Here is a 25,607-nt window from a genome sequence, read left to right as displayed (position 1 = left end):
ATAGAAATTGGCGACAGAGCATTGAATCTGCTCTTTAACCGGCGCAGGAATACGAAAGGGCGCAGCCATTATCCGGTCCCCGCGCGCTTTGCCTTGATGCCGGCCCCTTCGGTCACAGCCAAGGGACCGGCGATTGCCGCTGTCACCCGAGCCGAACGGATTCTGGGCACGATCAGCACTGCATCCGGGCCTGCGCCAGCGAGCGCCGCACCTTCCGCCACGCCGTGGCAGCCGGTATGGGCAAAGACCATCTCTGAAGGGTTCTGCAGGCGGGCGGTTTCCGCCTCCAGCGTCGGGGCGTCAAAGAAGCGCACCGGCACGGAAAAATGGCGCGCGGCGGCATGAATCGCCGGCTCTTCCGCACGGGCATCAAGCGAGGCAACGAAGTCGACATCACCCCGGTCTAAGCCAGCCTCGACAAGCGCCTGCTCTGCAAGTTCGATCACTTCCTCGGGCGCGGTGTTTCGCTCGCAACCGAGGCCGAGTACAAGCATGGTGACAGTTGGTCCATTGACCGAAGGCATCTGCTGCGCGGCTCCCCCTGCAGCTCCGCGCATCCGCCTCGATACGCAAAGCTGCTCTGTGATTTGCTGCACAGCTTCCGGAAGCCTCCGGATACGCGCAGCGGTCGGCGTTCCATACGAAGCGCCGGCCTGGCAGATTGCCGTACCGGTCTGGACAGCACCGGATCAGGCCCCCTGCATGGGTCGGCCGCACCGGACGCTCTTACAGTCCGCTCGAAGCAGACGCCGTCGCATGTTTGTCATTTCTACCGGAGGCCCTCTGGCCGGTCAAACCGGATTGCGCCATCGACGTGTCGCAATCTGCGCAGGCCATGTTTGCCCCCGCACCATCCTCTTCCCGCTCGCGGAGAGAGGATGGCCGACAGGCCGGATGAAGGGCGTTTCCTGGCGAACGAGAGCCTAGTTCGCGAATTGCCCCTTTGCATTTTCACGCGGGCTCTGACACAAGGCGGAAACAATTACGCTGCCACTCCGCCTGCTGAGCCTCCTGTGCACGACCTCGCCCTCCACATCCTGCTCTTCCTCTTCGCCGCCGCCTTCATTGCCGGGTTCATTGATTCGATCGCCGGCGGCGGGGGAATGATCACCATTCCTGCCATGCTGATCGCGGGCATTCCGCCGCTCGAAACGCTCGGCACCAACAAGCTGCAATCGCTCTTTGGCTCCGGCTCCGCGAGCCTCGCCTACGCGCGGTACGGCCATGTGAGCCTAAAGGAGCAACTGCCGATGGCGGCCATGGCGGCGCTTGGCTCCATCTTCGGCGCCCTGCTCGCAACGGTCGTTCCAGCCGATGCGCTCAAGGCCGTTCTGCCCTTCCTGCTGATCGCAATCGCCGTCTATTTCGGTTGCAAGCCCAACATCGGCGACGTTGAAAGACATCACCGCATCTCGAAGCTCGTCTTCACGCTCACCTTCGTGCCGCTCATCGGCTTCTATGACGGCGTCTTCGGACCCGGTACCGGGTCCTTCTTCATGCTGGGCTTCGTCACCCTCGGCGGCTTCGGCATCATCAAGGCGACGGCGCACACGAAGTTCCTGAATTTCGGCTCCAATCTCGGCGCCTTCCTCATCTTTCTTGCCTATGGCGTGGTGCTCTGGAAGGTCGGTCTGACAATGGGCGCGGGTCAGTTCCTCGGCGCGCAGGTCGGCTCGCGCTTCGCGATGGCGAAGGGCGCGAAGATCATCAAGCCGCTGCTCGTCGTTGTCTCAATCGCGTTGGCGGTCCGACTGCTGGCCGACCCGACGCATCCGCTGCGGATCTGGCTTGGTATGTGACGGTTCTGCGGCGCCGAGCAGCGCGGCGCCGCATAGCTGCCAGCTTTGAACCATCAGAATTCGACGCCCTTCTGCCCCTTGATACCGGACCGGAACGGATGCTTGACGAGTTCCATCTCGGTCACCAGATCGGCGATCTCGATCAGATCTTCCTTGGCGTTGCGGCCGGTCAGAACCACATGGGTCATGTGCGGCTTTTCCTCTTTCAGGAAGCGCACGACCTCGCCGATATCGATGTAGTCGTAACGCAACGCGATGTTGATCTCGTCAAGCAGCACCATGGAGTTGCGCTCGTCGCGGATCAGTTCCTTGGCCTTTTCCCAGGCTTTTTCGGCCGTCGCCACGTCGCGGGCGCGGTCCTGCGTTTCCCAGGTGAAACCTTCACCAAGTGTGTAAAACTGGCAGAGGTCGCCGAAATGCTTCTCGATCAGGTCGCGCTCGCCGGTCTGCATGGCGCCCTTGATGAACTGCACGACGGCACAGGGCATGCCGTGTGCGATGTGGCGGAAGATCATGCCGAAGCCGGCAGTCGACTTGCCCTTGCCCTTGCCGGTGTGGACGATGATCAGGCCTTTTTCGTCCGTCTTCGTCGCCATGATCTTTTCGCGCGCGGTCTTCTTCTTCGCCATCTTCATGGCGTGGCGGGCTTCGTCCTTTTCCGGAGCGGCTTCGCCGCTCTTTACCGTTTCGTCGCTCATGGTGATCTCCCTATTGGTTTCCGGTACGCAGCCGAGGAGCGGCCGCATTGCCGGACAGACTGGTCAGTTCAAAACGCGCCGAGTTGGAGCGCGGATTCCAGAGGCCGCGATCGATTGCCTCCAGGAAGCGTTCCGACATTTCGGCGAGCGCCGCCGGGTTCCTGTCGCGCAGGAAGTCGAGGACCTTTTCGTCGCTGATGAAGGCGCGGTAGGCGGCCTCGAAATGATGGTCGCGCACGGCCCCGCTGGTCGCGGCAAAGGCGAACATGTAGTCGACCGTCGCGGCAATCTCGAAGGCGCCCTTGTAACCATGGCGCATGACGCCATCGATCCATTTCGGGTTGACGACGCGGGCGCGCACGACGCGGCCGATTTCCTCTTCCAGCGAGCGGATCACCGGCTTTTCCGGGCGCGAATGGTCGTTGTGATAGATCGCCGGGCGCTGGCCGCCGAGGTGCTCCACCGCAGCACTCATGCCGCCCTCGAATTGGTAATAGTCGTCACTGTCGAGCAGGTCGTGTTCGCGATTGTCCTGATTCTGGACGACAGCCTCGATCGACCGCAGCCGTTCTTCGAAAATACCGCGCTCGGCCTTGCCGTCCTCGCCGGCGCCATAGGCATAGCCGCCCCAGGTGAGATAGGCATCAGCGAGATCGCTGCGCTTGTCCCAGCCCTTCTCGTCGATCAGCGCCTGCAGGCCGGCCCCGTAGGCACCCGGCTTGGCACCGAAGACGCGGTAGGAGGCACGCCGCGCCGCTTCCTTCGCTTCGACACCCTTCTCCTCAAGCCGCTTCGTCTCGGCACGCATGCGCGCGGCGATCATGTTGTCGGCGTCGTCCTCTTCCAACGCCCCGACGGCGCGGATCGCCTTGTCGAACAAAGCGATTTGCTCCGGAAATGCGTCACGGAAGAAACCGGAAATGCGGAGCGTGACATCGACGCGCGGCCGCCCGAGCATCGCCAGCGGCACGATCTCGTAGCCGGTCACGCGGCGCGAGGCCATGTCCCAGACCGGCTTGGCGCCGATCAACGCCAGCGCCTGGGCGATATCGTCGCCGCCGGTGCGCATGTTGGAGGTCCCCCATGCGGTGAGCCCGAAGGAGGACGGCCATTCGCCATGGTCCTGCAGATAGCGGCGGATGAGCAATTCGGCCGATTTCTTGCCGAGCTCATAGGCCGCCGGCGTCGGCACGGCGCGGCTGTCGACGGAATAGAAATTGCGGCCGGTCGGCAGCACGTCCGGCCGCCCACGCGTCGGCGCACCGGACGGCCCGGGTGCCACGAAGCGGCCGTCGAGCCCGGTGAGCAGGCCTTTGATTTCCGCGTCGCCCGAGCCTTCGATCGAGGGCTTCAGTCGATCGTCGATCTCGTCAAGGACAGCGCGTGTCGCGGCCCAGTTCTCGGGGCAGGCGATCTCGCCGGAGACCAGCTTCGCCGCGAGGAGTTCGATACGCTCGACGGTATCGCCGGCGGTGCGCCAGGGTGCATCCGAGAGAGAAGCGAGAGGCGCGGGTACCGGGCCGGTCCAGGGTGCGGACATGACGCAGTCGAGCGGGTCGAAAGGTTGCGGCTGCTGAGGCGTACCCCCCTCTGCCCTGCCGGGCATCTCCCCCACAAGGGGGGAGATTGGCAGGTGGCGACTGCTCGGTTCCCCGGCGCCGCCGCCGATACTCGGGTCGACGCTACCGCTAACAATTGCACCTTCTGCCGTCAGACCCGCCTGGCGTGGCCGGGCCATGAGACTTGCATCACGTCCTCGAGCCGGTGGGCCCGCCTCATGTTGGGGCGCCGTGGAAGCATGAGAGCTCTCCTCCCTGATCTCCCCCCTTGTGGGGGAGATGTCCGGCAGGACAGAGGGGGGTACTTGCGCCGACCCGCCTAGCCCCAAGTCCGACGCAATGGCCCGCTGCAAGCTCTGGTCGCCGCCCTCGCCCAAGCCACGCGGCACCCGCGCCAGTGCCACGGTGAGGTCGGTCAGCAAACGCCCTTCCGGCGCGACGCCGAAGATATGCAGCCCGTCGCGGATCTGCATCTCCTTCAGGTCGCAGAGATAGGCGTCGAGCTTTTCCAGCGCCTTGTCGTCACTGTCGGCCTTTTCGATCCCGGCATCATGATCGAGGCCGATGTCGCGGACGAGGTCGAGGATCTGCCGGCTCAGGAGCCTGAGCCGGCGCGGGTCGCCGCCCGCCGCCTCGTAATACTCGTCGACCAGCGCCTCCAGATCCTTGAGCGGCCCGTAGGATTCCGCCCGCGTCAAGGGCGGCGTCAGATGGTCGATAATGACGGCGCTGGTGCGGCGCTTGGCCTGCGTGCCTTCGCCCGGATCGTTGACGATGAAGGGGTAAAGATGCGGTGTCGGGCCGAAGACCGCCTCGGGATAACAATTCTCCGAAAGTGCCAGCGCCTTGCCAGGCAGCCATTCGAGATTGCCATGCTTGCCCATGTGGATGATCGCGTCAGCTTTGAAGACCTGCCGCAGGAAAGCATAGAAGGCGAGATAGCCGTGCGGCGGAACGAGGTCCGGCGCGTGATAGGTTTCCTTTGGATCGATGTTGTAGCCGCGCGCAGGCTGGATGCCGACGAGGACCTCGCCGAAGCGCGCGAGCGGTAGCGCGAAGGCTCCGTCCAAGAAGAAGGGATCGGCTTCGGGATCGCCCCAGCGCGCCGTCACCTCGTCCTGGATCTGCCGCGGAAGAGAGGCGAGGAAATCCTTATATCGATCGAGCGAAATGAACTCGCGGATTTCGCGGTCATGGCTCGCCGCATTGGTCGGACCGGCCATCAGGAAGCGCATAAGCGCGTCGCCGTCCTCGGGAAGGTCACCGATGGGATAGCCTTCCGCGGCCATCGCCTTCAGCACCTCGATGGTGCCGGCCGGCGTGTCGAGGCCAACGCCGTTGCCGAGGCGCCCATCGCGGTTGGGATAATTGGCCATGACGATGGCAACGCGGCGTGCCTCCGGCCTCGCCCGGCGCAGTCGCGCCCAGTTGGCAGCAAGCCGTGCGGCAAAGCGGACGCGGTCCAAGAGCGGTTCGTGCCCGACGATGTTGGCTTCTACCGCCGGATCGTAGACGGACGCCGCCTTGAACGAGACGGCGCGGGAGAGAATGCGGCCGTCTACCTCCGGCAGCGCAACGTTCATGCCGAGATCACGCGCCATCAGCCCTTGCGGCGACGCCGCCCAGGCGGCGCGCGAGGAGCCGGAAAAGATCACCTGCAACACCGGCGCGCCGGTCGATTCGAGCACGGTCGGCTGACGGTCGGCACCGGGCGCGGAAACCGCAAAGCCGGTGGCGTTCATCACCACGTCCGGTGCGGCTTCAGCGAAGATCGCCTGCAGCGTACCGATCGAGACCCGATCCTTCAGGCTCGAAACGAAGACCGGGAGCGCCCGCATGCCTTCAGTCGCAAGCGCCCCGATCAAGGCTTCGACGGGTCTCGTTTCGCCGCTTTGGACGAGCGCGCGGTAGAAGCAGATGGCGACCGTGGGTTCGGCTTCCTTCTTCTCCTCCGAACTCTGCGCGGCATTACCCCCCTCTGTCCTGTCGGACATTTCCCCCACAAGGGGGGAGATCAGCGCGCCGCTACCGCTCGATTCCCAAGTTTCAGACCGTCGATTTGCATGATCGTCACGCACAGGCTTGCTCGCCGAGGCAGGCTTGGCCTCGAACTCGGCAGAACCAGATGGGCGAAGCGTTGCACCCCCGTTCTCCCCCCTTGTGGGGGAGATGTCCGGCAGGACAGAGGGGGCTGTTCCCGGCAGACCCGCAATCGCGCGCCATCGCTCAACGCCGATCACACCCTCGCTCGGCCACCAAATACCCGCCTTCAAGAGCGGCCGCGCCGGCTGCGGCTTCTCGCCTCCATCAATCAGCGCGTCGGCATAGTCGAGGAAGAGCCCCGCATTGTCGGCGCCGCCCTCGGTGAAATAGGCCCAGAGGCGCTCGCGGTCATTGGCGGACACCGTAGAGAACGGATCGAGACCCGGATCCGGCTTGTCGTCGCCGGGGAGCACCGCGATCTGGAATTTATTCGCAATCGCCGCCGCATAGAGCGCCTCGAGCACATAACGGAAATAGCTGGCGCCCCCGAGCGGGCGAACGACGATCAGCCTCGCATGCCGTGCCGTGCGCTCGACATAAGTGTCGACCGACATCGGGTGCATCAGGTTCATCAGACTGGCGATGCGCAGTGTCCTTGCCCCCGTCCGCCGCCCGTAGGCCGCGGCGATCGAGGCGAGTTCCGTGTCGGCGGCGGAGAGGAACAGGATGTCGGCCGGGCTTTGCCCGAGATCGATCGCCTCGTTGCCATCGGCGATCGTGCCTTTCTGGGCTAGGAGGAGATGCATGGGATCTCCTCCAACGTCGCAAGGAAGCGCCCCTCCCCAACCCCTCCCCACAAGGGGGAGGGGCTAAGCGCCTGCGGCGCCCACCTGCCCGTATTCAGCGTTTGCGTCTGGCTGAACCGTCTAGGACGGACGCAAAGACGGTGGGACCGGCCAAGCCCCTCCCCCTTGTGGGGAGGGTTTGGGGAGGGGAAATTCTCGCGCCCGTTCAAGACCACCTCACACCAGCGCCGCAATGGCCGCGCGCACTGCCGCTTCGTCCATGTCGTGCAGGCCGATGACGACGAGGCGCGTGCCGCGTGCCTCGCCGGCCGCCCAGGCCCGGTCGTAATACTGGTCGATGCGGCTGCCGACCGCCTGGATCAGGAGGCGCATCGGCTTGCCGGGGACGTCGGCGAAGCCTTTGAGGCGCAGAACGTCGTGCTCCGCGATCACGCCCTTCAGCCGATCGATGAAGGCGGCGGGATCGCTGATCGCGCCGAGTTCGACGACAAAACTGTCGAATTCGTCGTGATCGTGCTCTTCGCCGGCCTCATGCTCCATCTCGTGATGGGACTTGCGGTTGGCGATCTCGCCCTCGGTGCCAACGCCAAGGCCGAGCAGGATGGCGGCAGCCACCTCGCCGTTCTTCGCCTCGATCATCGTCGGCTTGCGGCTGATGCGGGAAGCCACCTCATCGCGCACCGACTTCAGGCCGGATGCATCGATCAGGTCGGTCTTGTTGAGAACGATGAGGTCGGCGGCGGTCAACTGATCCTCGAAGAGCTCTTCGAGCGGGCTTTCATGGTCGAGATTGTCGTCATTGACGCGCAACGCATCGACCTTGTCGTGGTCGTCGGCAAAGCGGCCGGCGGCAACCGCGGCGCTGTCGACGACGGTCACGACGCCGTCGACGGTCACTTCGCTGCGGATGTCCGGCCAGTTGAAGGCGGCGACCAGCGGCTGCGGCAGGGCGAGACCCGAGGTCTCGATGACAATGTGGTCCGGACGGTTCTCGCGTTCGAGCAGCTTCGTCATGGTCGGGATGAAGTCATCGGCGACCGTGCAGCAGATGCAGCCATTGGTGAGTTCGATGATATCGTCCTCGGAGCAGGCGTCCGCGCCGCAGCCCTTCAGGACATCGCCGTCGACTCCGAGATCGCCGAACTCGTTGATGATTAGCGCGATGCGCTTGCCGTCGGCGTTCTGCAAAAGATTGCGGATCATCGTCGTCTTGCCGGCGCCGAGGAAGCCGGTGATGACTGTGGCCGGGATCTTGCCCTGCTGAGCCTTTGCGAGTGTCATGGATCAACCCTTCATTTTCAGCGGCAATCCGGCCGCGACAAAGTAAACTTCGGCGGATTTCTCCGCGACCATCTGGTGGAGGCGGCCGGCATGGTCGCGAAAGTCGCGCGCCATGCGGTTTTCCGGCACGATGCCAAGGCCAACCTCATTGGAAACGAAGATGAGGCGCGCCCTCGCCTCGGGCAGGAAGGCCGCGAGCGCCGCGAATTCGGCCGCCATGTCGCGCTCTTCCATCATCAGGTTGGTGACCCAGAGCGTCAGGCAATCGACGAGGATCGCGCGTGCCGGATCGTCGATCCGGCGAAGCAAGGCAACGAGATCGAGAGGCTCCTCATGGGTGATCCAGCCCTTGCCGCGCCGCGTGTCCTGGTGGTGGCGGATGCGATCGCGCATCTCGTCGTCCCAGGCTCGCCCTGTGGCGACGTAATGCATCGGCAGCCCGGAGGCCTCGACGAGTTTTTCAGCGAAAGAGGATTTGCCGGAGCGGGCGCCGCCAAGCACGAGAATCGGCCCGGCACTGGAATTGGACATGCGGCCGGCCTCAGTTCACTGACGGCTTCGACCGGAAATAGGCGGACAACACGCCTGTCGCGCGTTCAAAAGACAATTCGTGAGCCACGACAACCTCCGTGCTGGCGTTGGGGATTGACTCCCCTTCGGGCGGAATGCCCTGACGGATGGCAGGTCTCCTGGCTCACGGCGTCACGGCTACAGACAGCCAGCGTTCAAGCGAACACAAGCCACCAAAGCTGAACGGGCCCGCCTCGCCTTCCCGGCACATTCGACATCGTGAAAGGCGGACGATTCGTAGAAGAAGAGGCGTCCAGCCCGGCTGATCACAATGCCATGCCAGTGGCTTTTCCGGCCTGCCGCCCCCTCCTCCTGCGGAACCGCCCCATGCGGTCCGTCTGAAAGCGGCGACAAGCCCGATGGCGAACCCTGACCGTTCTACAGTCGCGGGGTCGGCTGTGATAAGGGCGCCCGGTGTGGGTCCGCCCCGTCACATTCCCATTTACTCCCCCGCTCCGCTCCGGCGCGGGGGAACCATCCATTGACGTTAATTATGAAGCGGCACTGGCAAAGTCAATCGACGGCCTGCGACATGGGCAGCGCTGAAAGCGGAAAACCGCTACGCGCTTTTCCTGGCGTCACTTTATTCGATGAGCGGGAACCCCGCCTTGCGCAGCCCGTCAATGAGATGCGCATAGTGGTTGGGATCGACGTAGGGCGTGAGGATCTTCCAGTAATGGCTAATGTCTGCCGGCACGTGAGCCATGATTTCCGGTATGAGCTCGCGCGCCTCCTGGTCGTGGCCAAGCTGTCCCAGGCTCGCGAGAAGCACCACCCGATTAAAGTAGGCCCGGCGGAGTGAAATGCCGCGCTCCGAATAGTGCAGCGCCTCCTCGTAATTGCCGAGATGATAGTGGGCAAGCGCGATGTGGTTGAGGAACAGGTAGGTCATCGGGTCATGCGGACTGAGCCTCAGGGCCATGTGGAGCGGGTCAAGCGCCTCGGCGAAATGTCCCGCGAAGATCCGGGCCCAGCCGAGGCCCATGTGCGCAAGCGCCAGGTTGGGGTTGAGGTCAATCGCCCGCTGCGCCTCTTCCACGGCCGCGGGCGCACGGTGCGCCACGAAATGGGCAAGGCACATCGCGTAGTGCGAATAGGGGTCGCGCTCTTCCAGCGCGACAGCGCGCTCGGCCGCCGCATAGAGTTCGGCACTGTCGCGGTCGACATCGTCGCTGAAGCCGTGGAAGCAACGTGCGTAGAGCGTGCGAGCAAGCATCATGTGCGCGCGGCCGAAATCGGGATCAAGAGCGATCGCCCTCCGATGCCACATGATTGCTTCCTTAAAGTGCTCGGCGGTGTCCTGCGCATTGTGCAGCCAGGTGCCGCGCATGTGACATTCATAGGCATCGAGGTTGTTGGTAAGGCTGAACTGGGCACGCCGGCTCTCCCCGATGAGGATTTCCGGTTCGATCGCGCCGACGACGTTCTGCGTGAGTTCGTCCTGGATGGCGAAGATATCCGCAAGTTCGCGGTCGTAGCGCTGGGCCCAGAGATGGACGCCGGTCTCGGCTTCGATGAGCTGTCCGGTCACGCGCAGACGCGTCCCGGCCCGGCGCACACTCCCCTCGACGATATAGCGCACGCCAAGATCGCGGCCGACCTGCTTCACGTCGACGGCACGCCCCTTATAGGCGAAGGAAGAGTTGCGGGCGATGACGAAGAACCAGCGGTAGAGCGAAAGCGCGGTGATGATGTCCTCGGTTAGCCCGTCGGCAAAATACTCCTGTTCCGGGTCGCCCGACATGTTGACGAAGGGAAGGACGACGATCGAGGGCTTGTCCGGAAGGACGAGTGGGCCGCCGAGCACCCCGGCCTCGACCGGGTCCTCGCGACGCCAGTCGACCCTGTGCACCGGCACGGGACGCGGAATGTTCTTGAGGTTGCGGTCGCCAAGGTGAACCAGCGGAAAATCGAGCTTGCCCTCGATCTGGTCGTGGAGCGCACCCGAAATACAGATTCCTCCCGGCTGCGCGACTTCTTGCAGCCGGGCAGCCACGTTGACGCCGTCACCGAGAAGATTGTCGCCTTCGACGACGACATCACCAAGGTTGAGGCCGATGCGAAACTCCATTCGGTGGTCGGGGGGAAGGTCGGCGTTGCGGCGATAAAGCACACGCTGGATGGCGACCGCGGCCCGCACAGCCTGCACGGCGCTGTGGAACTCCGCGACGACGCTGTCGCCGGCCGAACCAAATATGCGCCCGCCATGTTCGGCAACGAGGTCGCCGATCGCCGCGCTGTAGGTGCCAAGCGTCTGAAGCGCGCCTTCCTCGTCGGCAGCGACAAGCCGGCTGTAACCAGCAACGTCAGCGGCAAGGATCACTGCGAGCTTCCGTTCCACGAGGACAGCCGCTCCTGCGGCGTACAGTCAGGACATTTCAACCGTAGCTTAAATACAGAAGCCGGAGAAGCAACAAAATGGTGCCAGGCGGCCCGACCCTTCGGCGCTCGCCGCGGCTTCACGCCATCTTGCACTCGCCGCAGAACAGCCGGTCGAGCCAGGCAGGGTCGAGCACGGCCTCGAGCTCGCCGGCGATATCATCGAGTGCCGCATCGACCGATTGACGATAGTTGCCGCCGCCAGCCTCAATGCCAAAGCTCTTGAGCAGCGCGGCCCGATAGGGGTCGCTGCCGAAAAGCCCGTGCAGATAGGTGCCCATCACCTTGCCGTCGGCCGACATCGCCCCGTCACGGCGACCGTCGATCGAGACCGGCGCGCGGTCGCAATCGGTGCCGGTGGTCTTACCGAGGTGGATCTCATAGCCGTCGAGCGGCACGTCATGTTCCAGCGACCAGGCGCGGCTGTTACGCACTGTCTTCTCCGGCGCCATTTCCGTTTCGACGGCAAGCAGGCCGAGGCCCGCGATTTCGCGTTCGCTGCCTTCGATGCCGAGCGGATCGGTGACCCGCGCGCCGAGCATCTGGTAGCCGCCGCAAATTCCGATCACTCGCCCGCCACGGCGCAGGTGGCGCTCGAGGTCCCGGTCCCAGCCCTCGGCGCGAAAATCCTTGAGGTCGGCAATCGTCGATTTCGAGCCGGGAATGACGACGAGGCCGGCATCGTCGGGAACCGGCGTGCCCGGCCGCACGAAGACGAGATCGACCTCCGGCTCGGCCATCAGCGGATCGAGATCGTCGAAATTCGCGATCCGCGACAGGACCGGCACCGCGACCTTGAGCGCCTTGCCGTCGCCGCGGGCGAGCTTTTCCAGCACGACCGAATCCTCCGCAGGCAGCCGTGCGGCACTCTTCAGCCACGGCACCACGCCGAAGCAAGGCCAGCCGGTGAACCGGTGAATCGCCGCAATCCCCTCGTCGAAGAGCGTCACGTCACCACGGAATTTGTTGATGAGATAGCCGCTCACCATGCGCCGATCCTCTTCGGGCAAGATCGCGTGCGTGCCAACAAGCGAGGCGATGACGCCGCCGCGGTCGATATCGCCGACAAGCACCACGGGCGCGCCGGCGCGCGTGGCAAAGCCCATGTTGGCGATATCGCCGGCCCTCAAATTGATTTCCGCCGGCGACCCCGCACCTTCGACAATGACGAGATCGGCACCGGCGCAGACACGTTCGAAACTTTCCATCACGGCGCCCAGCAGCTTCGGCTTCAGCGCCTGATAATCCCTGCCCTTCGCCTGGCCTGCCACCTTGCCCTGCAGGATGATCTGGCTCCCAACGTCCGATTGCGGCTTCAGAAGCACCGGATTCATGTGGACAGAGGACGGCACACGCGCGGCCACCGACTGCAGCCATTGCGCCCGGCCAATCTCGCCGCCGTCATCGGAAACGGCGGCGTTGTTGGACATGTTCTGCGGCTTGAACGGCCTGATCTTCAATCCACGATTGGAGGCGAGCCGGCAGAGCCCGGCCACCAATACCGATTTTCCGACATCCGAGCCGGTTCCCTGCAGCATGATCTTCTTTGTCATGCGACCTCCCGTAACATCGAAACCAGCACCGGCAAAGGCCTGTTTTCGACGCGGTTCAGCGTGATTTTGCCGTGCGTGATCACGGCCCGTTTCGGACGCTCATGAAGCTTGTTCTAAATAGCGACAGGACTGGCGGAATTGCGACATGCGATGGCGACATTGGCATTTGAGTTCCACCCGTTCGCGCTTATATCGACGGCATCGAAACAACCCCGGGCGAAGCCCCGGACTCCCAAGGTAGAAAAGCCATGCTGTTCGTCTTCAGCAAACCCAATTTCGTTCAGATCGCCTGGAACTCCAAGGCGCCGTCGAGCCAGTCCCGCGTGCGCAATATCGAGATGGATGCGCCTCGTGGCCCGCTCGGTTTCATCCGCACTTCCAACATTGGATGATCAGGCGCGTTCCCGCTTCAAGCCGCTCCTTTCGGGGCGGCTTTTTTGTTGCCGTTTGCTGGTTGAGTAGACCACAATGCGAAAACCGCACCCGACCTCCTGCGAGGGGATGCGGCCGCTAGTAACGCATGGTCTCTCCGGCAGAATACACCGGAGATCGCGGCGCTCTTCGAGGTCAGAGCGCCCCGCCGTCCTACAGCGCCGCGCGTCTTATCAGACGCGCAAAGGGACGCTGCAGCACCTCGAATTGCTGCATCTTTCCTCAAATCGGATAGGATTTGAGGAAAGATGCAATAGGGCGCGGGATGTTCCAGGTCCGGTACGCAACACCTGATCCGGACCTGCGACAGTCGCCCGCCGCATGCAAACAATTAGCCTGACATCGTTACCGGATGGTTATTGATCGCTTAAGCAATGGTGAATTGCGATTTTTTTTGATTTTTTTCGTGACATCTTCGGATGGATGCGCGGGCGCAATCGCGACAGGAAACGTCCCGATTGAAACAGGCCCTGAGGTGCCGCAGTTTCCCAGAGCCCCATTTTGCGGCAATTTTGTCGTAAATGCTCAAATTTGCGGCCGGAAAGCCAGAAATCGCACGCATGACGACGGTGCCGTTCGACGCGGCAATCCAATTGAAGAGGTTGATTTCTCTTTGGGAATACTTAGGCTTGCCACAGCGGTGAAGAGGAGATCCGGCCGGCGACAGGGTTCCGCGGCCAGGATAGGATAGAACTCCCACACTGCAGCAGCGGGGGCATGATTTTGGCCTTCCGATGTCGAACCTCAGGCTGCACTGAATAATCGGGCGTCGGGACAGCGGTAACCCGCACGGCACTCGCGATCGTTGGCTGCACAAAGACTGGGAGGTCTTGCAAACATGAAGAAGCTCCTCGCGTCCACCTTTCTCGCCGTGGGCCTTTACGCCGTGGCGGGCGCGGCGCAAGCCGCGGAATGCGGCGAAGTCAGCATTGCCGAAATGAACTGGGCCTCGGCGGGCGTCGCCGCCCATGTCGACAAATTCATTCTTGAAAACGGATATGGTTGCACCGTCGAGCTCGTCACCGGGGACACGATGCCGACCTTCGCCTCGATGAACGAGAAAGCGCAGCCCGACATGGCACCCGAACTCTGGGTCAACGCGGTGCGCACGCCGCTCGACGCAGCCATCAAGGAAGGACGTCTTATCCAGGCCGCGCCACTCTTAAGCGAGGGCGGCGTCGAGGGCTGGTGGATACCGAAGTTCCTCGCCGATGCACACCCGGAAATCAAGACCGTGCAGGACGCTCTGAAACATCCGGACCTATTCCCTGCGCCGGAAGATGCGTCAAAAGGCGCGATCCACAACTGCCCCTCCGGATGGAACTGCCAGGTCTCGACCGCCAATCTGTTCAAGGCGCTTGACGCCGAAAAAGCCGGCTTCGAACTGGTCGATACAGGCTCGGCCGCCGGCCTCGACGGCTCCATTGCCAACGCTTTCGAGAAGAAAACCGGCTGGCTCGGCTATTACTGGGCCCCGACCGCGATCCTCGGCAAGTATGAAATGACCCGCCTCTCCTTCGGCGTCGACCATGACAAGAAGGAGTGGGACGCCTGCTCCGCCGTTCCCGATTGCCCGAACCCCAAGGTCAATTCCTATCCGGTCTCGGATGTCTACACCGTCGTGACGAAGTCCTTCGCGGAAAAGGCCGGCGTCGCCATGGATTACATCAAGGTGCGCAAGTGGGATAACGGCACCGTCAACAAGGTCCTGGCCTGGATGGACCAGAACCAGGGCACCAACGAGGACGCGGCCAAACACTTTCTCCAAGAGTTTCCCGAGATGTGGACCCAATGGGTCAGTCCCGAGGTGGCCGAGAAGGTCAAGGCAGCCCTCTGACAACAGGCGTCGCGGTGGACGCAGCCGGACCGGGCCGCCGCGCCTGGGCAAACAATTGCCGCCTGACTGGGCCCATAGCGGTGAAGTGCTTCGCTGACGTCGCAAACAGTAAAGCGCGAACGTTGTTCCGCTGTCACATTCTCGCGCCGGGACACGTAAGAGGTCACGAGCAAGTCTGCGCAGGACGGCCGCACGCGGCCGTACCAAAGACGCAGCCGGCGGCACAGGACTTCCGGCCGGAAGGGGAAAAATATGGCTATCTGCAGTTTCTTGCCGGAACTGCTTTGCAAGTTCCCGGCCATTGACGATGGCACCATTCGCATGGCGCGCAAGAGCGTCGACGACGGATTCAAGGGATTCGTGCGCAGCTACGGTGATGCGATCGATGCAGTGGTCCAGCCATTGCAATGGTTCCTGAACTACCTGGAACGGGCGTTCGTCAGTTCGCCCTGGATCTTAGTGCTGATCATCATGATCGCCATCGTTTATGTTGGCAGCCGTCACGTAAAGATCACCATCGGCACGGCGCTGTCGATGCTGGCGATCGGGCTCGTCGGGCTTTGGAACGACACCATGGTCACGCTCGCCATGGTCACCGTCTGCACGTTGATCTCGATCGTGATCGGCATCCCGATCGGCATTCTGATGGCCCGCTCCGACCGCGTGCAGGCCTTCGTCAATCCGATCCTCGACGTCATGCAGACGATGCCGAGCTTCGTCTATCTCATTCCGGTGGTCATGATCTTCGGCATCGGCAAGGTGCCGGGCCTGATCGCCGTCGTCATCTACGCCGTGCCGCCGATGATCCGACTCACCAATCTCGGTATCCGGCTCGTCGACAAGGAAGTGTTGGAGGCTGCCGACGCCTTCGGCTCCTCCGCCTGGCAGAAACTGAAGAACGTGCAGATGCCACTGGCCCTGCCGACCATCATGGCCGGCATCAACCAGACGATCATGATGTCGCTGGCAATGGTCGTCGTCGCCTCGATGATCGGCGTCGGCGGGCTCGGCAAGAACGTGCTCCAGGCGATCGCCAACCAGTTCTTCACCGTCGGTTTCCTCAACGGCTTTGCCCTCGTCGGCATCGCTATCATTTTCGATCGTACCAGCCAGGCCTTCGGAAGGCGGCTGCAAAAGCACTCGGAGGTTATTCATGGCTAGTCACGCAATCGAGGTAAAGAACCTCTACAAGATCTTCGGCCCCCGCGGCGAAGACTACGTCGACGTCGTCAAGAAGGGCATGGGCAAGGCCGAGCTCAACGAGAAGCATGGTCACGTGCTCGGCTTGCAGGACATCAATATCCTGATGCCCGGCGGCTGCATCACGGTGGTCATGGGTCTGTCCGGTTCCGGCAAGTCGACGCTGATCCGTCACATCAACCGGCTGATCGACCCGACCGCCGGCGAGGTGCTCTATGACGGCACCGACGTCTGCAAGATGAACGAAAACGACCTTCGCCAATTCCGTCGCAACAAGACGGCAATGGTGTTTCAGAAGTTCGCGCTGCTGCCGCACCGCACCGTTCTCGAGAACACGATATACGGCCTCGAGATCCAGGGCATCGAGCGGCGCGAAAGCGAAAAGCGGGCGCGCGGCTGGATCGAGCGCGTCGGCCTCAAGGGGTTCGAGAACCACTATCCGAACCAACTTTCGGGCGGCATGCAGCAGCGCGTCGGCCTTGCCCGGGCGCTCACCAACGACGCCGACATCCTGCTGATGGACGAGGCCTATTCGGCGCTCGATCCGCTGATCCGCATGGACATGCAGACGGTGCTGCTCGACCTGCAGAAGGAACTGAAAAAGACTGTGGTCTTCATCACCCACGACCTCGACGAAGCGCTGAGGTTGGGCGACAGGATCGCGATCCTGCGTGACGGCCGCGTCGTACAGCAGGGCACCGGCCAGCAGATCGTGCTGTCGCCGGCCGACGACTACATCACCGCCTTCGTCAAGGAAGTGAACCGTGGCCGCGTCGTGCACGTCGAGACGATCATGCGGCCGCTCTCCGGCAATCCAGAGGGCGTGCCGCTTTTGGCCGGCACGGTTCTCGAAGCGGCCGCCCGCACGATGACCGGCGCGCATGTCGCCACGGCCCACGTCGTCGATGAGAACGGCCGGCCGATCGGCGCGATCGACCTGCAGACGATCATCGCCGCCATGGTGACGCCGACGAGCCACGCCGACCGCCAGGCGGCATAGGCAGCCACGGCATTCTCACCGCACAGACGAAGGGCGCCCAGACGGCGCCCTTTTCCTACGCGGCTCGTTACAGCGCCGTGCGGCCTTTAGGACGCACAAAGGACGCTGTAACTCTTTGATTCCGCGCATTGTGCTTTCCGAAAATCGGGTCCGATTTTCGGGCCGATGCGCTAGACCCGCGACACAGCCGACTGGAGCTTGCCGCTGATGAAGCGGAACTCCTGCGTCTTGCCGCCATAACCATAGGCTGCTGCGGAGACTTCGTGAACGAGCACATAACTCTCCGGATGGACCTTTCCGAGTAGCTTCCCGAAGGCGCCGTAGATCGCTTCGATGTAAGCGGCCATTTCCTGTTTGGTGTTGGTGCCGTCCACGACCTTGATATCGAGCCAGAAGCTGTTGGTCTCCTGCGACGCGATCGACTTTCCGCCAGCAAACCAGTGCTGTGGATCGACATAACCCACCGCAACGGCGGTGACGGTCGGATCCTTGCGCAGGTACGCTTGCGTCAGGTCGCTGACTTCTGCAGCGATCCTCGCGGACAGGTCCGGGTCCGGGCGCCCGGTGACGGTGACATTGATGATGGGCATAGCCAGCTCCTTTCGACTGCAGTTGTTCTTCAGGTTCAGCTTGCCACCACAGACACATCAATAAAATCAAATTGTCTTGCATCAATAGTTCGATATCATCGAAGCATGAATTTCATCGATCCCGATCTTCTGCGTACATTTCTTGCCTTCGCTGAAGGGGGCTCGCTTGCGCACGCCGCAGCGGCAGTCAATCGGTCGCCCTCCGCCGTGACGGCGCAAATGCAGCGCCTCGAAGCTCTGATCGGAGAACCGCTGCTGGCGCCGGCCGGGCGCGGGCGCACACTGACTCCGATCGGCGAGGAACTTGTGGACCACGCCCGCCGCATCCTCGACGCACATCGCGATGCCTGGCTCAGCCTCCGGGGCGCACGCGCCGACGGACGAATCTCGCTCGGCAGCACGCAGGATTTTGCAGATACGACGCTGCCCGACCTCCTGCGCCGCTTCGCTCGCACCCATCCGCGGGTTCGCCTCGATCTCAGGATTGGCAGATCAAAGGAACTGACGACGGCATTCGATCAGGGCCAGGTCGACATTCTCCTGACGATGCGACAGGCGCCTGCGGCAGATGAGGTGCTTATGCTGAAAGAAGAGATGATCTGGCTTTGCGCCGACAAAGGTCTGGCAACGATCGACGCCGAAGTGCCGCTGGCCGTGCTCGATCCGCCCTGCGGGTTCCGGGCCGCGGCGATCTTGGCGCTCGAAGCGGCAGGCCGCCCCTTCCGGATCGCGGCGACGAGTCCGAGCCTGTCGGGTCTGCGCGCCGCCGTCATGAGCGGCATCGCCGTCACGACTCGCACGGCACGGTTCCGGGGGCCAGGGATCGAGCGCGCTCCGACGCATCTCGACCTGCCGCCCCTGCCCGCAGCCGAATTCAGCCTGCGTTTGCGTGCCCATGCGGACAAGGCCGTGACGGATCTTGCCGCTCTGCTCGCGGACGACTTGCCTTCCAGCGCCATCCGGACGCAGGCGTAGGCATATCGGCTTTCCGACTTTTCCGGCGCGCAACAGCAAAGGCGGTTGCATTCACATAAAGATATCTTTATATCTTGTTGCAATCTCTTTCAGCCGGGAAAAACCGATGTCTGCTTCCGCCAATGCCCTTTCCGATCTCCTTGCCCAGAAGGGCGTTCTGCTTGCCGATGGCGCGACCGGGACGTCGCTCTTTGCCATGGGGCTCGAAGCCGGCGAAGCGCCGGAGCTCTGGAACGAGGCAAAGCCGCAGAACATCACCAAGCTGCATCAGGATTTCGTCGATGCTGGCGCCGACATCATCCTCACCAATTCCTTCGGCGGCACGCGCCATCGCCTGAAACTGCACCAGGCCGAAGATCGCGTGCATGCGCTGAACAAGCGCGCTGCCGAGATCGCCCGCGCCGTTGCCGATAAGGCGCCGCGCAAGGTCATCACCGCTGGCTCCGTCGGCCCGACCGGCGAACTCCTGGTCCCGCTCGGCGCGCTTTCCTATGAGGATGCCGTTGCGGCCTTTGCCGAGCAGATCGAAGGCCTGAAGGCGGGGGGCGCGGAAGTGGCCTGGATCGAGACCATGTCCTCGCCGGACGAGATCCGCGCGGCGGCTGAAGCAGCAACCAAGGTGGGCCTCCCTTACGTTTATACCGGCTCGTTCGATACCGCCGGCAAGACGATGATGGGCCTGCACCCGAAGGACATTCACACCGTCGCCGGCGATATTGGCGAAGGCCCGGTCGCGGTTGGCGCAAATTGCGGCGTCGGCGCCTCCGACATCCTCTCTTCGCTGCTCGACATGACCGCGGCGAAGCCTGAGGCGACCGTCGTCGTCAAGGGCAATTGCGGCATTCCGGAATTCCGTGGCTCCGAGATCCATTATTCCGGCACCCCGCCGCTGATGGCGGAATATGTGCGGCTCGCGGTTGATGCCGGGGCGAAGATCATAGGCGGCTGCTGCGGCACCTCCTGCAACCATCTTGCCGCCATGCGGCTTGCGCTCGACAATCACGCGAAGGGCGAACGCCCGACGCTCGACCTCATCGTCGAAAAAATCGGTCCGCTGCGCAACAAGACCGCCGACGCAGGCGCCTCCGCACCGACCCGCGAACGCGCTGGCCGCCGCCGCGCCTGAGACAGACTGCGCAGAACGAAACGACAAACGCTCCGGAGCGATGTGCTCGGAGCGTATTTTTGCTCTCCGGCAAGAATCAGACGTTGCGGTCTGTCGCGCCGGGCGTCGTGCGCCGGTCGCGATATTTTGCGACCGAGGCCGACGCAGTCGGCGGCGCACATCGGCAATATCAAGCGGCAAATAGCTTTTCGGCCCCAAGGCCACGTCAGTCACCGCCGCGGCGCTCGTTGCCGGCAACGCTTGCAGGCGCCGGGTTGCTGTCCTATCCCCGGAGACGTTTCGATTCGACGGGAGACGATTCATGAGTGTCGGGCCAGCCGCGTTTCCGGACAGGGACACGACCGCCGCCAAGCTTTCGAGCTTCGGCGAAGCAGATCAGGCTTTCGTCAAGCTGCTGATGGAAAACCCCGAGCAGGACGAAAACCTCATGGAAGGCCTGTACCGACATCTCCAACTCGCCGCCGAGGCACCCCTCCTGAATTCATTGAAGTTGGAGAAGCTCGGACAGTGGCTTGGCAACGAGGCCCCGGCCCGGCTTCAGATGCGCCTCATGGAAGCAGCGCGCTCCAGCCAGCACCCGGCCTGCCAAGCGTTCCGGGCTGGGCTGGCGAATTCCGGCGGCCTGCAGCGGGCTTACCCGAAGGCCTAGCAACTTCGATGCAGCAGCAGGCACCGGCTTCACTGGCAGCGCTCCTTGCCCCTCACCCTGCCCTCTCCCCGCAAGCGGGGCGAGGGTGAGTCGCGCCCGCGGCTCGTGACTCGCCCCTTCAACAGCCCTGACAGAATGGCTTGGAATTTGCCGAAGCCCGCGCGGCGTCGCCCCTTCTCCCCGCCCGCGGGGAGAAGGTGCCGGCAGGCGGATGAGGGGCGGTTCCGCGGAGTCACTCGCCAGAAAGCCCCTTCGCCAGGCGCACCAGATTGACGAACTCGCCGCGATAGCCGAAGGGATCGGCCCCCTTGGCGCCCGCCGCCAGCTCGGAGATCGCCGCATAGGAATAGCCGGCAAGCGCCGGGTTTCTCGCAAGCTTCTGGCCGAAGGCGGCGACGGCTGTGGAGAATCGGACGTCTGCCGAGGCTTCGCCGAGCGAAGGCTCCGCATTCGCCTCAGTGACCGGCGTGGTGATCAACTCGCTCTTGTCGCTGTCCGGCTTTTTGTAGCGGATCTTGAGATAGGCTAGCTCGCCCGAATGCGCCGTTGCGTCCGCGTCCGGCTTCTCCGCCGTCGCATAGCGCAGGTCGTCGTTGAGGACAGCCGGGCTTCCCTTCGGCGTCACTTCGTAGATCGCGGTGACGCTGTGGCCCGAGCCGATATCGCCGGCATCCACCCGGTCATTGTTGAAATCCTCGCGTTTCAGTGCCCGGGTCTCGTAGCCGATCAAACGATACTCCGCGATTGCTGCCGGATTGAACTCCACTTGCAGCTTGACGTCCTTGGCGATCGGGAAGAGCGACGAGCCCGCCTCCTCGACCAGGGTTTTCTGGGCTTCGGCGAGGGTGTCTATATAGGTTGCAACGCCGTTGCCGTTCTGGGCGATCGCCTGCATCAGTGCGTCGTTGTAGTTGCCGCGGCCGAAGCCAAGCACCGAGAGAAAGACTCCGCTCTTGCGCTTTTCCTCGACCAGCCGCTTGAGCTCCTCGTCGCTTGACGGGCCGACATTGAAGTCGCCGTCGGTCGCCAGCAGGATGCGGTTGACGCCGTCCTTGACGCGGGCCTTTTCAGCCAGCTGGTAGGCCGCGTCGATGCCGGCAGCGCCGGCCGTCGAACCGCCGGGCGTCAGCGTATCGATCGCCGCCAGGATCTTCGCCTTATCCTTGACCGCCGTCGGCTCGAGCACCGTGCCGGCGTTGCCGGCATAGGTGACGATCGACACCGTGTCTTCCGGCTTCAGCTTGTCGACGAGCAGCCGGAAGGCGTTCTTCAACAGCGGCAGTTTGTCCGGCTCGTCCATGGAACCGGAAACGTCGATCAGGAAGACGAGGTTGGCCTTCGGCGCCTCCGCCGGCACGACCTCGTAGCCCTTGATTGCCACATGCATCAGGCGCGTGCCCGCGTTCCATGGGGTGGGCGTGACGGTAACCGTCGCCCTGAAGGGTTCCCTGGCCGACGCCGGGCGCGGCCAGTCGTAGGGGAAATAATTGACCATCTCCTCGATCCGCACGGCATCGGGGTTGGGCATCTCACCCGCCATCAGCGAGCGGCGGACGAAGGAATAGGAGGCCGTATCGACATCGGCGGAGAAGGTCGAGACCGGCTCGGCCGCCACGGCCTTCACCGGATTGGCATCGGCGTTGCCAAAACGCTCGCGGTTTTCGATCGGCGGCGGAAGAATGTCGCCCGGTGTCGTCGGCGCCGGCATGATCTCCATGCGCCCGCGCGCAGCAAAGCCGGCGGCTCCACCGAGCGTGCTCATCGGAGCGGCGGCATCGGCGGCCGTTCCGCTCGCCATCGCGTCGGCTTCCGCGGCCGCCGGTGCTTCGCTTTCCACTTCTTCCGCAATTTTTGCAGCGGCCTGTGCCGGCTGCGAGCGAGCAAGCGACGCGGCGCCCTGCGCTTCAGGCGCGGCCGGCTTCGATTCGGTGTTTGCAGCAATCTCGGTTTGCTGCTCGGGCAGCCGATCATTGCGGGCTGTTTCCAGTGTCAGGTACATGGCGGCGGGGACGACGATCAGCGTTGCCAGCGCCGATCCGGCAAGCAATTTCCGGTTCATAATGGGGCTCCGAATCCGGTTGAGGATGGAGCTTGGACGAAGGGATGGCGCGGATCCTTGGGGGGCACCCGAATTTTCCGCCGTATCATAGGCTTCCATAGCCGCAGCGAGCGCGCGCGCCCGCGCCTCGCCCGAAGGCATCGGCGGCAGCTTTCCGGCAAGCTTTTCGAAATCGTCGGTCATGATCACACAGCCTCCTTACCGAGCATTGTCCGCAGACGCCTGCGCGCCTCATGAACATGCCAGGAGATGGTCGCCTCGGAGCAGCCGAGCACGTCTGCCGCTGCGGCATGGCTCAAGCCTTCGGCGTAGACGAGCAGGACGGCATCGCATTGTTTCTCCGGCAGCGCCCGGACTGCCGTCCAGAGCGCTTCCTGCCGGTTCTCGTCCTCTCCGTCCGGTGTGCCCTGCGCCGCTAGATCCGACGCATAGGCTGCGATCTTGCGCTCGTCACACACTCGACGGCGGCGATGGTCGCGCGCGGCATTAAGCGTCAGCGTATAGAGCCAGGTGCGGAAACGACTGGTGCCACGAAAGCCGCGGATCGCGGAACCGAGGCGAATGCAGACATCCTGCGCGATATCCTCCGCATCGGTCACGTTGCCGGTCCAGCGCCAGGCAACCGCGTGGACGAAATCATAGTGGCGCTCGACCAGAAGGCTGAACGCCTCCCTGTCGCCCCTCACCGCCCTTTCAACGAGTTCCGCGTCCAAGTCCGTGCCCGCCTTCCACCTGTTTTCCCGTTAGACGTCCGCCGCCGACCGTTCCTTGGGCCCTCGGGAAAAAATTATCGCGGGAACGAAGCGACAACGGCGATAATCGGACCGAGCGGAAACAGACGATCGTGGCGATTGATCTCGGGCGCATAGAGGCTCGAAATCGTGCCATCGAGAAAGAGCGCGTTCGGGCAATCAAGCGCGTCACGAAACAGCGTCGCGAAATCATGAAAGCGCACCGGCCGTTTCGACACCGCGAAGACCACCTCGCCCCCGCTTGTCACGCCGACGCCGTTTCGGGTTTTCAAACTGTCGCTGTTTGCCAGGAAGCGCGGATGCAGCGCCCCGTCGATCACCAGCATCGGACCGGATTGCGTCGCAAAGCGCGGCTTGATACCTGCGGCGCGATAGGCCTCCGCCGCCATAACGCCGGCTTTGCCGTCGCCGATGTAGAAGACGCCGTTCGGTAGCAGGTGGAAATTGCCCCAGCCGGAATTGGTGTTGAGCGACGCCTGCTCCACGCCCTCTTCCACATACAGGCCAACGGGCGAGAGATCCTCATGGTACATGCCGCCATTCATGGCGAAGACGAGATATTCGTCGCGGTGGCGCAGTTCGAGCGACAGCGCCTTGAAGGATTTGAACGGTACGCCCCCCTGGCCCTTGTTGTAGAGGCGAATGTCGCTCGCCGCCGGATCGAAGGAACAGACGACATAGTCCTCGCCCAGGTGGCTAACGCTCCGGCAGGCGGTGTCTGCCGCGTCGGCTGGCGAGGGCTTGGCAAAGCCGGCGGTGAGGATGGCGGCGCCGACGAGGAAGGCTTTCGGAAACAGCGGCATGGTTCGCGACTCGAAGCGGATCGTGAGGCGTAGCATCGCACGGATTGCGGCGAAAATTGCAGCGTGCGTTCGCCATCGCGGAAGGCCCCTCATCCGCCTGCCGGCACCTTCTCCCCGCAAGCGGGGCGAAGGGATCCGCCGCGCCCGCTCGCCCGGCTAGCCGAAGCCCCCTCGCCCAGCTAGCCGAATTGGAGACGAAAGGGCAAGCGGCGGCCTCTTAAGTCCCCTCTCCCCGCGTGCGGGGAGAGGGTTAGGGTGAGGGGCAATCCGCGTCGGCTACAAACTGAGCGCTGCCATGTGGAACCGGAGTTGCTGAGCCGGATAACGATAATCCCGCCCCACCGGACAGGCATCGCGCGAAAGACAGCCATGGGCGAGACAGCCGCCTGCCCCCGCCTGCGTCCTCAGATGTGTGCGGCAGCGGCCGACATCGAATGTGCCGGCGGCCAAGGCATCAGCCGGACAGGCGGAGCTGCACGGTTTTTCCACACAGGCGTCGCAAGGATGGCCAACCGAAATGCTGCCCGTCCGCGGCAGTACCTGATCGAAGCCGAGCGCTCCCCGATACCCGTGCCAGAGGCCGTACTGCGGGTGGATAAGGATCCCGAGCGGCGAAGTCTTCAGCCTCTCGGCCCGCATTGCCCACTGCTGGAAGGGCTGCCAGGGCGGATCGGAAGGGAAATAGGCGATCGCTCCGGCGGCTTCCGCAACAGGCCGGATTACCTGCTTCGACCAATTGTCGAGCGGGTCGGCTCCTCCGCGAGCGGGCTCACCATCGCGCCAGCGGCTGAAAGGCTCCCAGAGCGAGCCGCCGATATTGCCGATGAGCACGATGCTCGCGGCGGGTCTGCCGTCCGCCAGCATCGGAGCTTCCTCGCCATCGGCAAAACTCACCGTGCCACGCAAAAAAAGACCGTGCGGCGCGAGCGCCGCACGGATCGTTTCAAGCAATTCGTCCGCCGAGGGAACCGTCATTTCGGTTTCGGCCCGTGTAGTTCGTAATGCGGGCGCCAGACGTCCTTCTGGATCATGTCGGCCACCTGCGCCCTGCCGCCTTGCTCCCTGGCTCGCTCGGGAGCCTTTCAGGTGAAGGCGTCGGGCATGGAGTCCTTGCGCTTGGCGATGTAGTCCTTCAATGCCTCGTCGATTGCCGGGTCGAGGTAAGGCGCCTCGTAGTGCTCGAGCCAGCTGCGCGCCAGCGCATTGGCGCGCTGTTCGATCCGCTTCTCACCTTCGATTTCCCACTGCTCGAATGAATTGTTGTCGGCGAGCGGCGAGCGGTAGAAGGCGGTCTGGAAGTTCGCCTGCGTGTGGGCGCAGCCGAGATAGTGGCTGCCCGGTCCGACCTCGCGGATCGCGTCGAGCGCCTGGGCGTTTTCGGAAAGGTCCACACCCTCGGCCATCTTCTGCATCATGCCGAGTTGGTCCTGGTCGATCATGAACTTCTCGTAGGACGAGACGAGGCCACCTTCGAGCCAACCGGCCGCATGCAGCACGAAGTTTGTGCCGGCGAGCAACGTCATGTTGAGCGTGTTGGCAGACTCGTGCGCCGCCTG

At 63.5% G+C, this 25,607-nt stretch carries 21 protein-coding genes; 8 read left to right on the top strand and 13 right to left on the bottom strand.

Annotation, left to right across the window (positions count from 1 at the left end):
* Window positions 1–68: 68 nt before the first annotated feature.
* Entirely contained in the window at window positions 69–524 is a 456-nt protein-coding gene (locus GHK62_RS15960) for a cobalamin biosynthesis protein (protein WP_153440148.1), read from the bottom strand.
* A gap of 489 nt (window positions 525–1,013) precedes the next feature.
* Here GHK62_RS15960 and GHK62_RS15955 point away from each other — a divergent pair, with 489 nt between their 5' ends.
* Window positions 1,014–1,799, top strand: coding sequence for a TSUP family transporter (locus GHK62_RS15955; protein ID WP_184108840.1), 786 nt, complete (start codon window positions 1,014–1,016; stop codon window positions 1,797–1,799).
* A 53-nt stretch (window positions 1,800–1,852) separates the two neighbouring features.
* Here the strand turns inward: GHK62_RS15955 and cobO are convergent, their stop codons facing one another.
* The 6 genes from cobO to GHK62_RS15925 all read right to left on the bottom strand — a co-directional run bounded on the left by cobO (window position 1,853) and on the right by GHK62_RS15925 (window position 12,628).
* Complete coding sequence (gene cobO / locus GHK62_RS15950; protein ID WP_153440146.1) at window positions 1,853–2,497, bottom strand: cob(I)yrinic acid a,c-diamide adenosyltransferase; 645 nt, start codon at window positions 2,495–2,497, stop codon at window positions 1,853–1,855.
* 10 nt (window positions 2,498–2,507) lie between these two features.
* The gene (gene cobN, locus GHK62_RS15945) at window positions 2,508–6,845 is read right to left on the bottom strand and encodes a cobaltochelatase subunit CobN (protein WP_153440145.1); all 4,338 of its coding nucleotides are present in this window, start codon (window positions 6,843–6,845) and stop codon (window positions 2,508–2,510) included.
* A gap of 216 nt (window positions 6,846–7,061) precedes the next feature.
* Window positions 7,062–8,126 carry a cobalamin biosynthesis protein CobW gene (gene cobW / locus GHK62_RS15940; protein WP_153440144.1) on the bottom strand — a complete coding sequence of 355 codons (1,065 nt, stop codon included), beginning with the start codon at window positions 8,124–8,126 and terminating at the stop codon, window positions 7,062–7,064.
* Between the two features lie 3 nt (window positions 8,127–8,129).
* Window positions 8,130–8,657, bottom strand: coding sequence for a bifunctional adenosylcobinamide kinase/adenosylcobinamide-phosphate guanylyltransferase (gene cobU / locus GHK62_RS15935; RefSeq protein ID WP_153440143.1), 528 nt, complete (start codon window positions 8,655–8,657; stop codon window positions 8,130–8,132).
* A gap of 622 nt (window positions 8,658–9,279) precedes the next feature.
* Window positions 9,280–11,037 carry an adenylate/guanylate cyclase domain-containing protein gene (locus GHK62_RS15930; protein WP_184108838.1) on the bottom strand — a complete coding sequence of 586 codons (1,758 nt, stop codon included), beginning with the start codon at window positions 11,035–11,037 and terminating at the stop codon, window positions 9,280–9,282.
* 118 nt (window positions 11,038–11,155) lie between these two features.
* Window positions 11,156–12,628, bottom strand: a complete 1,473-nt coding sequence (locus GHK62_RS15925) for a cobyric acid synthase (protein WP_153440141.1) — start codon at window positions 12,626–12,628, stop codon at window positions 11,156–11,158.
* 248 nt (window positions 12,629–12,876) lie between these two features.
* On the opposite strand from GHK62_RS15925, the gene GHK62_RS15920 reads away from it, so the two are divergent.
* The 4 genes from GHK62_RS15920 to GHK62_RS15905 all read left to right on the top strand — a co-directional run bounded on the left by GHK62_RS15920 (window position 12,877) and on the right by GHK62_RS15905 (window position 17,097).
* Window positions 12,877–13,020 carry a hypothetical protein gene (locus tag GHK62_RS15920; protein WP_153440140.1) on the top strand — a complete coding sequence of 48 codons (144 nt, stop codon included), beginning with the start codon at window positions 12,877–12,879 and terminating at the stop codon, window positions 13,018–13,020.
* An 878-nt stretch (window positions 13,021–13,898) separates the two neighbouring features.
* Window positions 13,899–14,897 carry an ABC transporter substrate-binding protein gene (locus tag GHK62_RS15915; protein WP_153440139.1) on the top strand — a complete coding sequence of 333 codons (999 nt, stop codon included), beginning with the start codon at window positions 13,899–13,901 and terminating at the stop codon, window positions 14,895–14,897.
* A gap of 252 nt (window positions 14,898–15,149) precedes the next feature.
* Entirely contained in the window at window positions 15,150–16,058 is a 909-nt protein-coding gene (locus GHK62_RS15910) for an ABC transporter permease (RefSeq protein WP_153440138.1), read from the top strand.
* Window positions 16,051–17,097 (top strand): quaternary amine ABC transporter ATP-binding protein, encoded by a 1,047-nt coding sequence (locus tag GHK62_RS15905; protein WP_153440137.1) that lies wholly within the window; start codon window positions 16,051–16,053, stop codon window positions 17,095–17,097. Before GHK62_RS15910 ends, GHK62_RS15905 begins: the two co-directional genes overlap by 8 nt.
* Window positions 17,098–17,267: 170 nt before the next feature.
* Here the strand turns inward: GHK62_RS15905 and GHK62_RS15900 are convergent, their stop codons facing one another.
* Complete coding sequence (locus GHK62_RS15900) at window positions 17,268–17,687, bottom strand: tautomerase family protein (RefSeq protein ID WP_153440136.1); 420 nt, start codon at window positions 17,685–17,687, stop codon at window positions 17,268–17,270.
* Window positions 17,688–17,792: 105 nt separating this feature from the next.
* Between GHK62_RS15900 and GHK62_RS15895 the strand changes: the two genes are divergently transcribed.
* The 3 genes from GHK62_RS15895 (at window position 17,793) to GHK62_RS15885 (ending at window position 20,437) form a co-directional block, all read left to right on the top strand.
* Complete coding sequence (locus tag GHK62_RS15895) at window positions 17,793–18,662, top strand: LysR substrate-binding domain-containing protein (protein ID WP_153440135.1); 870 nt, start codon at window positions 17,793–17,795, stop codon at window positions 18,660–18,662.
* 106 nt (window positions 18,663–18,768) lie between these two features.
* Window positions 18,769–19,788 carry a betaine--homocysteine S-methyltransferase gene (gene bmt / locus GHK62_RS15890; RefSeq protein ID WP_153440134.1) on the top strand — a complete coding sequence of 340 codons (1,020 nt, stop codon included), beginning with the start codon at window positions 18,769–18,771 and terminating at the stop codon, window positions 19,786–19,788.
* Window positions 19,789–20,089: 301 nt separating this feature from the next.
* Window positions 20,090–20,437: a hypothetical protein gene (locus GHK62_RS15885; RefSeq protein WP_153440133.1), complete on the top strand. Its 348-nt coding sequence runs from the start codon at window positions 20,090–20,092 to the stop codon at window positions 20,435–20,437.
* A 232-nt stretch (window positions 20,438–20,669) separates the two neighbouring features.
* Here the strand turns inward: GHK62_RS15885 and GHK62_RS15880 are convergent, their stop codons facing one another.
* The 5 genes from GHK62_RS15880 to GHK62_RS15860 form a co-directional block, all read right to left on the bottom strand.
* On the bottom strand, window positions 20,670–22,679 hold the full coding sequence (locus GHK62_RS15880) for a vWA domain-containing protein (RefSeq protein ID WP_234886915.1): 2,010 nt from the start codon (window positions 22,677–22,679) through the stop codon (window positions 20,670–20,672).
* Between the two features lie 2 nt (window positions 22,680–22,681).
* On the bottom strand, window positions 22,682–23,209 hold the full coding sequence (locus GHK62_RS15875; protein ID WP_153440132.1) for an RNA polymerase sigma factor: 528 nt from the start codon (window positions 23,207–23,209) through the stop codon (window positions 22,682–22,684).
* 74 nt (window positions 23,210–23,283) lie between these two features.
* On the bottom strand, window positions 23,284–24,051 hold the full coding sequence (locus GHK62_RS15870; RefSeq protein ID WP_153440197.1) for a phosphodiester glycosidase family protein: 768 nt from the start codon (window positions 24,049–24,051) through the stop codon (window positions 23,284–23,286).
* Window positions 24,052–24,327: 276 nt separating this feature from the next.
* Entirely contained in the window at window positions 24,328–25,026 is a 699-nt protein-coding gene (locus GHK62_RS15865; RefSeq protein ID WP_153440131.1) for a 4Fe-4S dicluster domain-containing protein, read from the bottom strand.
* 107 nt (window positions 25,027–25,133) lie between these two features.
* The coding region (locus GHK62_RS15860; RefSeq protein ID WP_193571417.1) for a trimethylamine methyltransferase family protein at window positions 25,134–25,607 on the bottom strand (474 nt) is incomplete at its 5' end.

The organism is Sinorhizobium terangae (assembly GCF_009601505.1).
Classification (GTDB): Bacteria; Pseudomonadota; Alphaproteobacteria; order Rhizobiales; family Rhizobiaceae; genus Sinorhizobium; species Sinorhizobium terangae.
Note: the sequence above shows the minus strand (reverse complement) of the source record. Positions and strands in the feature narration are given on the sequence as shown.

Bases quoted from the DNA above. Each gene is read 5' to 3' on its own strand.
- GHK62_RS15960 (WP_153440148.1), bottom strand. From the start codon at position 524: ATGCCTTCGGTCAATGGACCAACTGTCACCATGCTTGTACTCGGCCTC.
- cobO (WP_153440146.1), bottom strand. From the start codon at position 2,497: ATGAGCGACGAAACGGTAAAGAGCGGCGAAGCCGCTCCGGAAAAGGAC.
- cobN (WP_153440145.1), bottom strand. From the start codon at position 6,845: ATGCATCTCCTCCTAGCCCAGAAAGGCACGATCGCCGATGGCAACGAG.
- cobW (WP_153440144.1), bottom strand. From the start codon at position 8,126: ATGACACTCGCAAAGGCTCAGCAGGGCAAGATCCCGGCCACAGTCATC.
- cobU (WP_153440143.1), bottom strand. From the start codon at position 8,657: ATGTCCAATTCCAGTGCCGGGCCGATTCTCGTGCTTGGCGGCGCCCGC.
- GHK62_RS15925 (WP_153440141.1), bottom strand. From the start codon at position 12,628: ATGACAAAGAAGATCATGCTGCAGGGAACCGGCTCGGATGTCGGAAAA.
- GHK62_RS15920 (WP_153440140.1), top strand. From the start codon at position 12,877: ATGCTGTTCGTCTTCAGCAAACCCAATTTCGTTCAGATCGCCTGGAAC.
- GHK62_RS15915 (WP_153440139.1), top strand. From the start codon at position 13,899: ATGAAGAAGCTCCTCGCGTCCACCTTTCTCGCCGTGGGCCTTTACGCC.
- GHK62_RS15910 (WP_153440138.1), top strand. From the start codon at position 15,150: ATGGCTATCTGCAGTTTCTTGCCGGAACTGCTTTGCAAGTTCCCGGCC.
- GHK62_RS15905 (WP_153440137.1), top strand. From the start codon at position 16,051: ATGGCTAGTCACGCAATCGAGGTAAAGAACCTCTACAAGATCTTCGGC.
- GHK62_RS15900 (WP_153440136.1), bottom strand. From the start codon at position 17,687: ATGCCCATCATCAATGTCACCGTCACCGGGCGCCCGGACCCGGACCTG.
- GHK62_RS15895 (WP_153440135.1), top strand. From the start codon at position 17,793: ATGAATTTCATCGATCCCGATCTTCTGCGTACATTTCTTGCCTTCGCT.
- bmt (WP_153440134.1), top strand. From the start codon at position 18,769: ATGTCTGCTTCCGCCAATGCCCTTTCCGATCTCCTTGCCCAGAAGGGC.
- GHK62_RS15885 (WP_153440133.1), top strand. From the start codon at position 20,090: ATGAGTGTCGGGCCAGCCGCGTTTCCGGACAGGGACACGACCGCCGCC.
- GHK62_RS15880 (WP_234886915.1), bottom strand. From the start codon at position 22,679: ATGACCGACGATTTCGAAAAGCTTGCCGGAAAGCTGCCGCCGATGCCT.
- GHK62_RS15870 (WP_153440197.1), bottom strand. From the start codon at position 24,051: ATGCCGCTGTTTCCGAAAGCCTTCCTCGTCGGCGCCGCCATCCTCACC.
- GHK62_RS15865 (WP_153440131.1), bottom strand. From the start codon at position 25,026: ATGACGGTTCCCTCGGCGGACGAATTGCTTGAAACGATCCGTGCGGCG.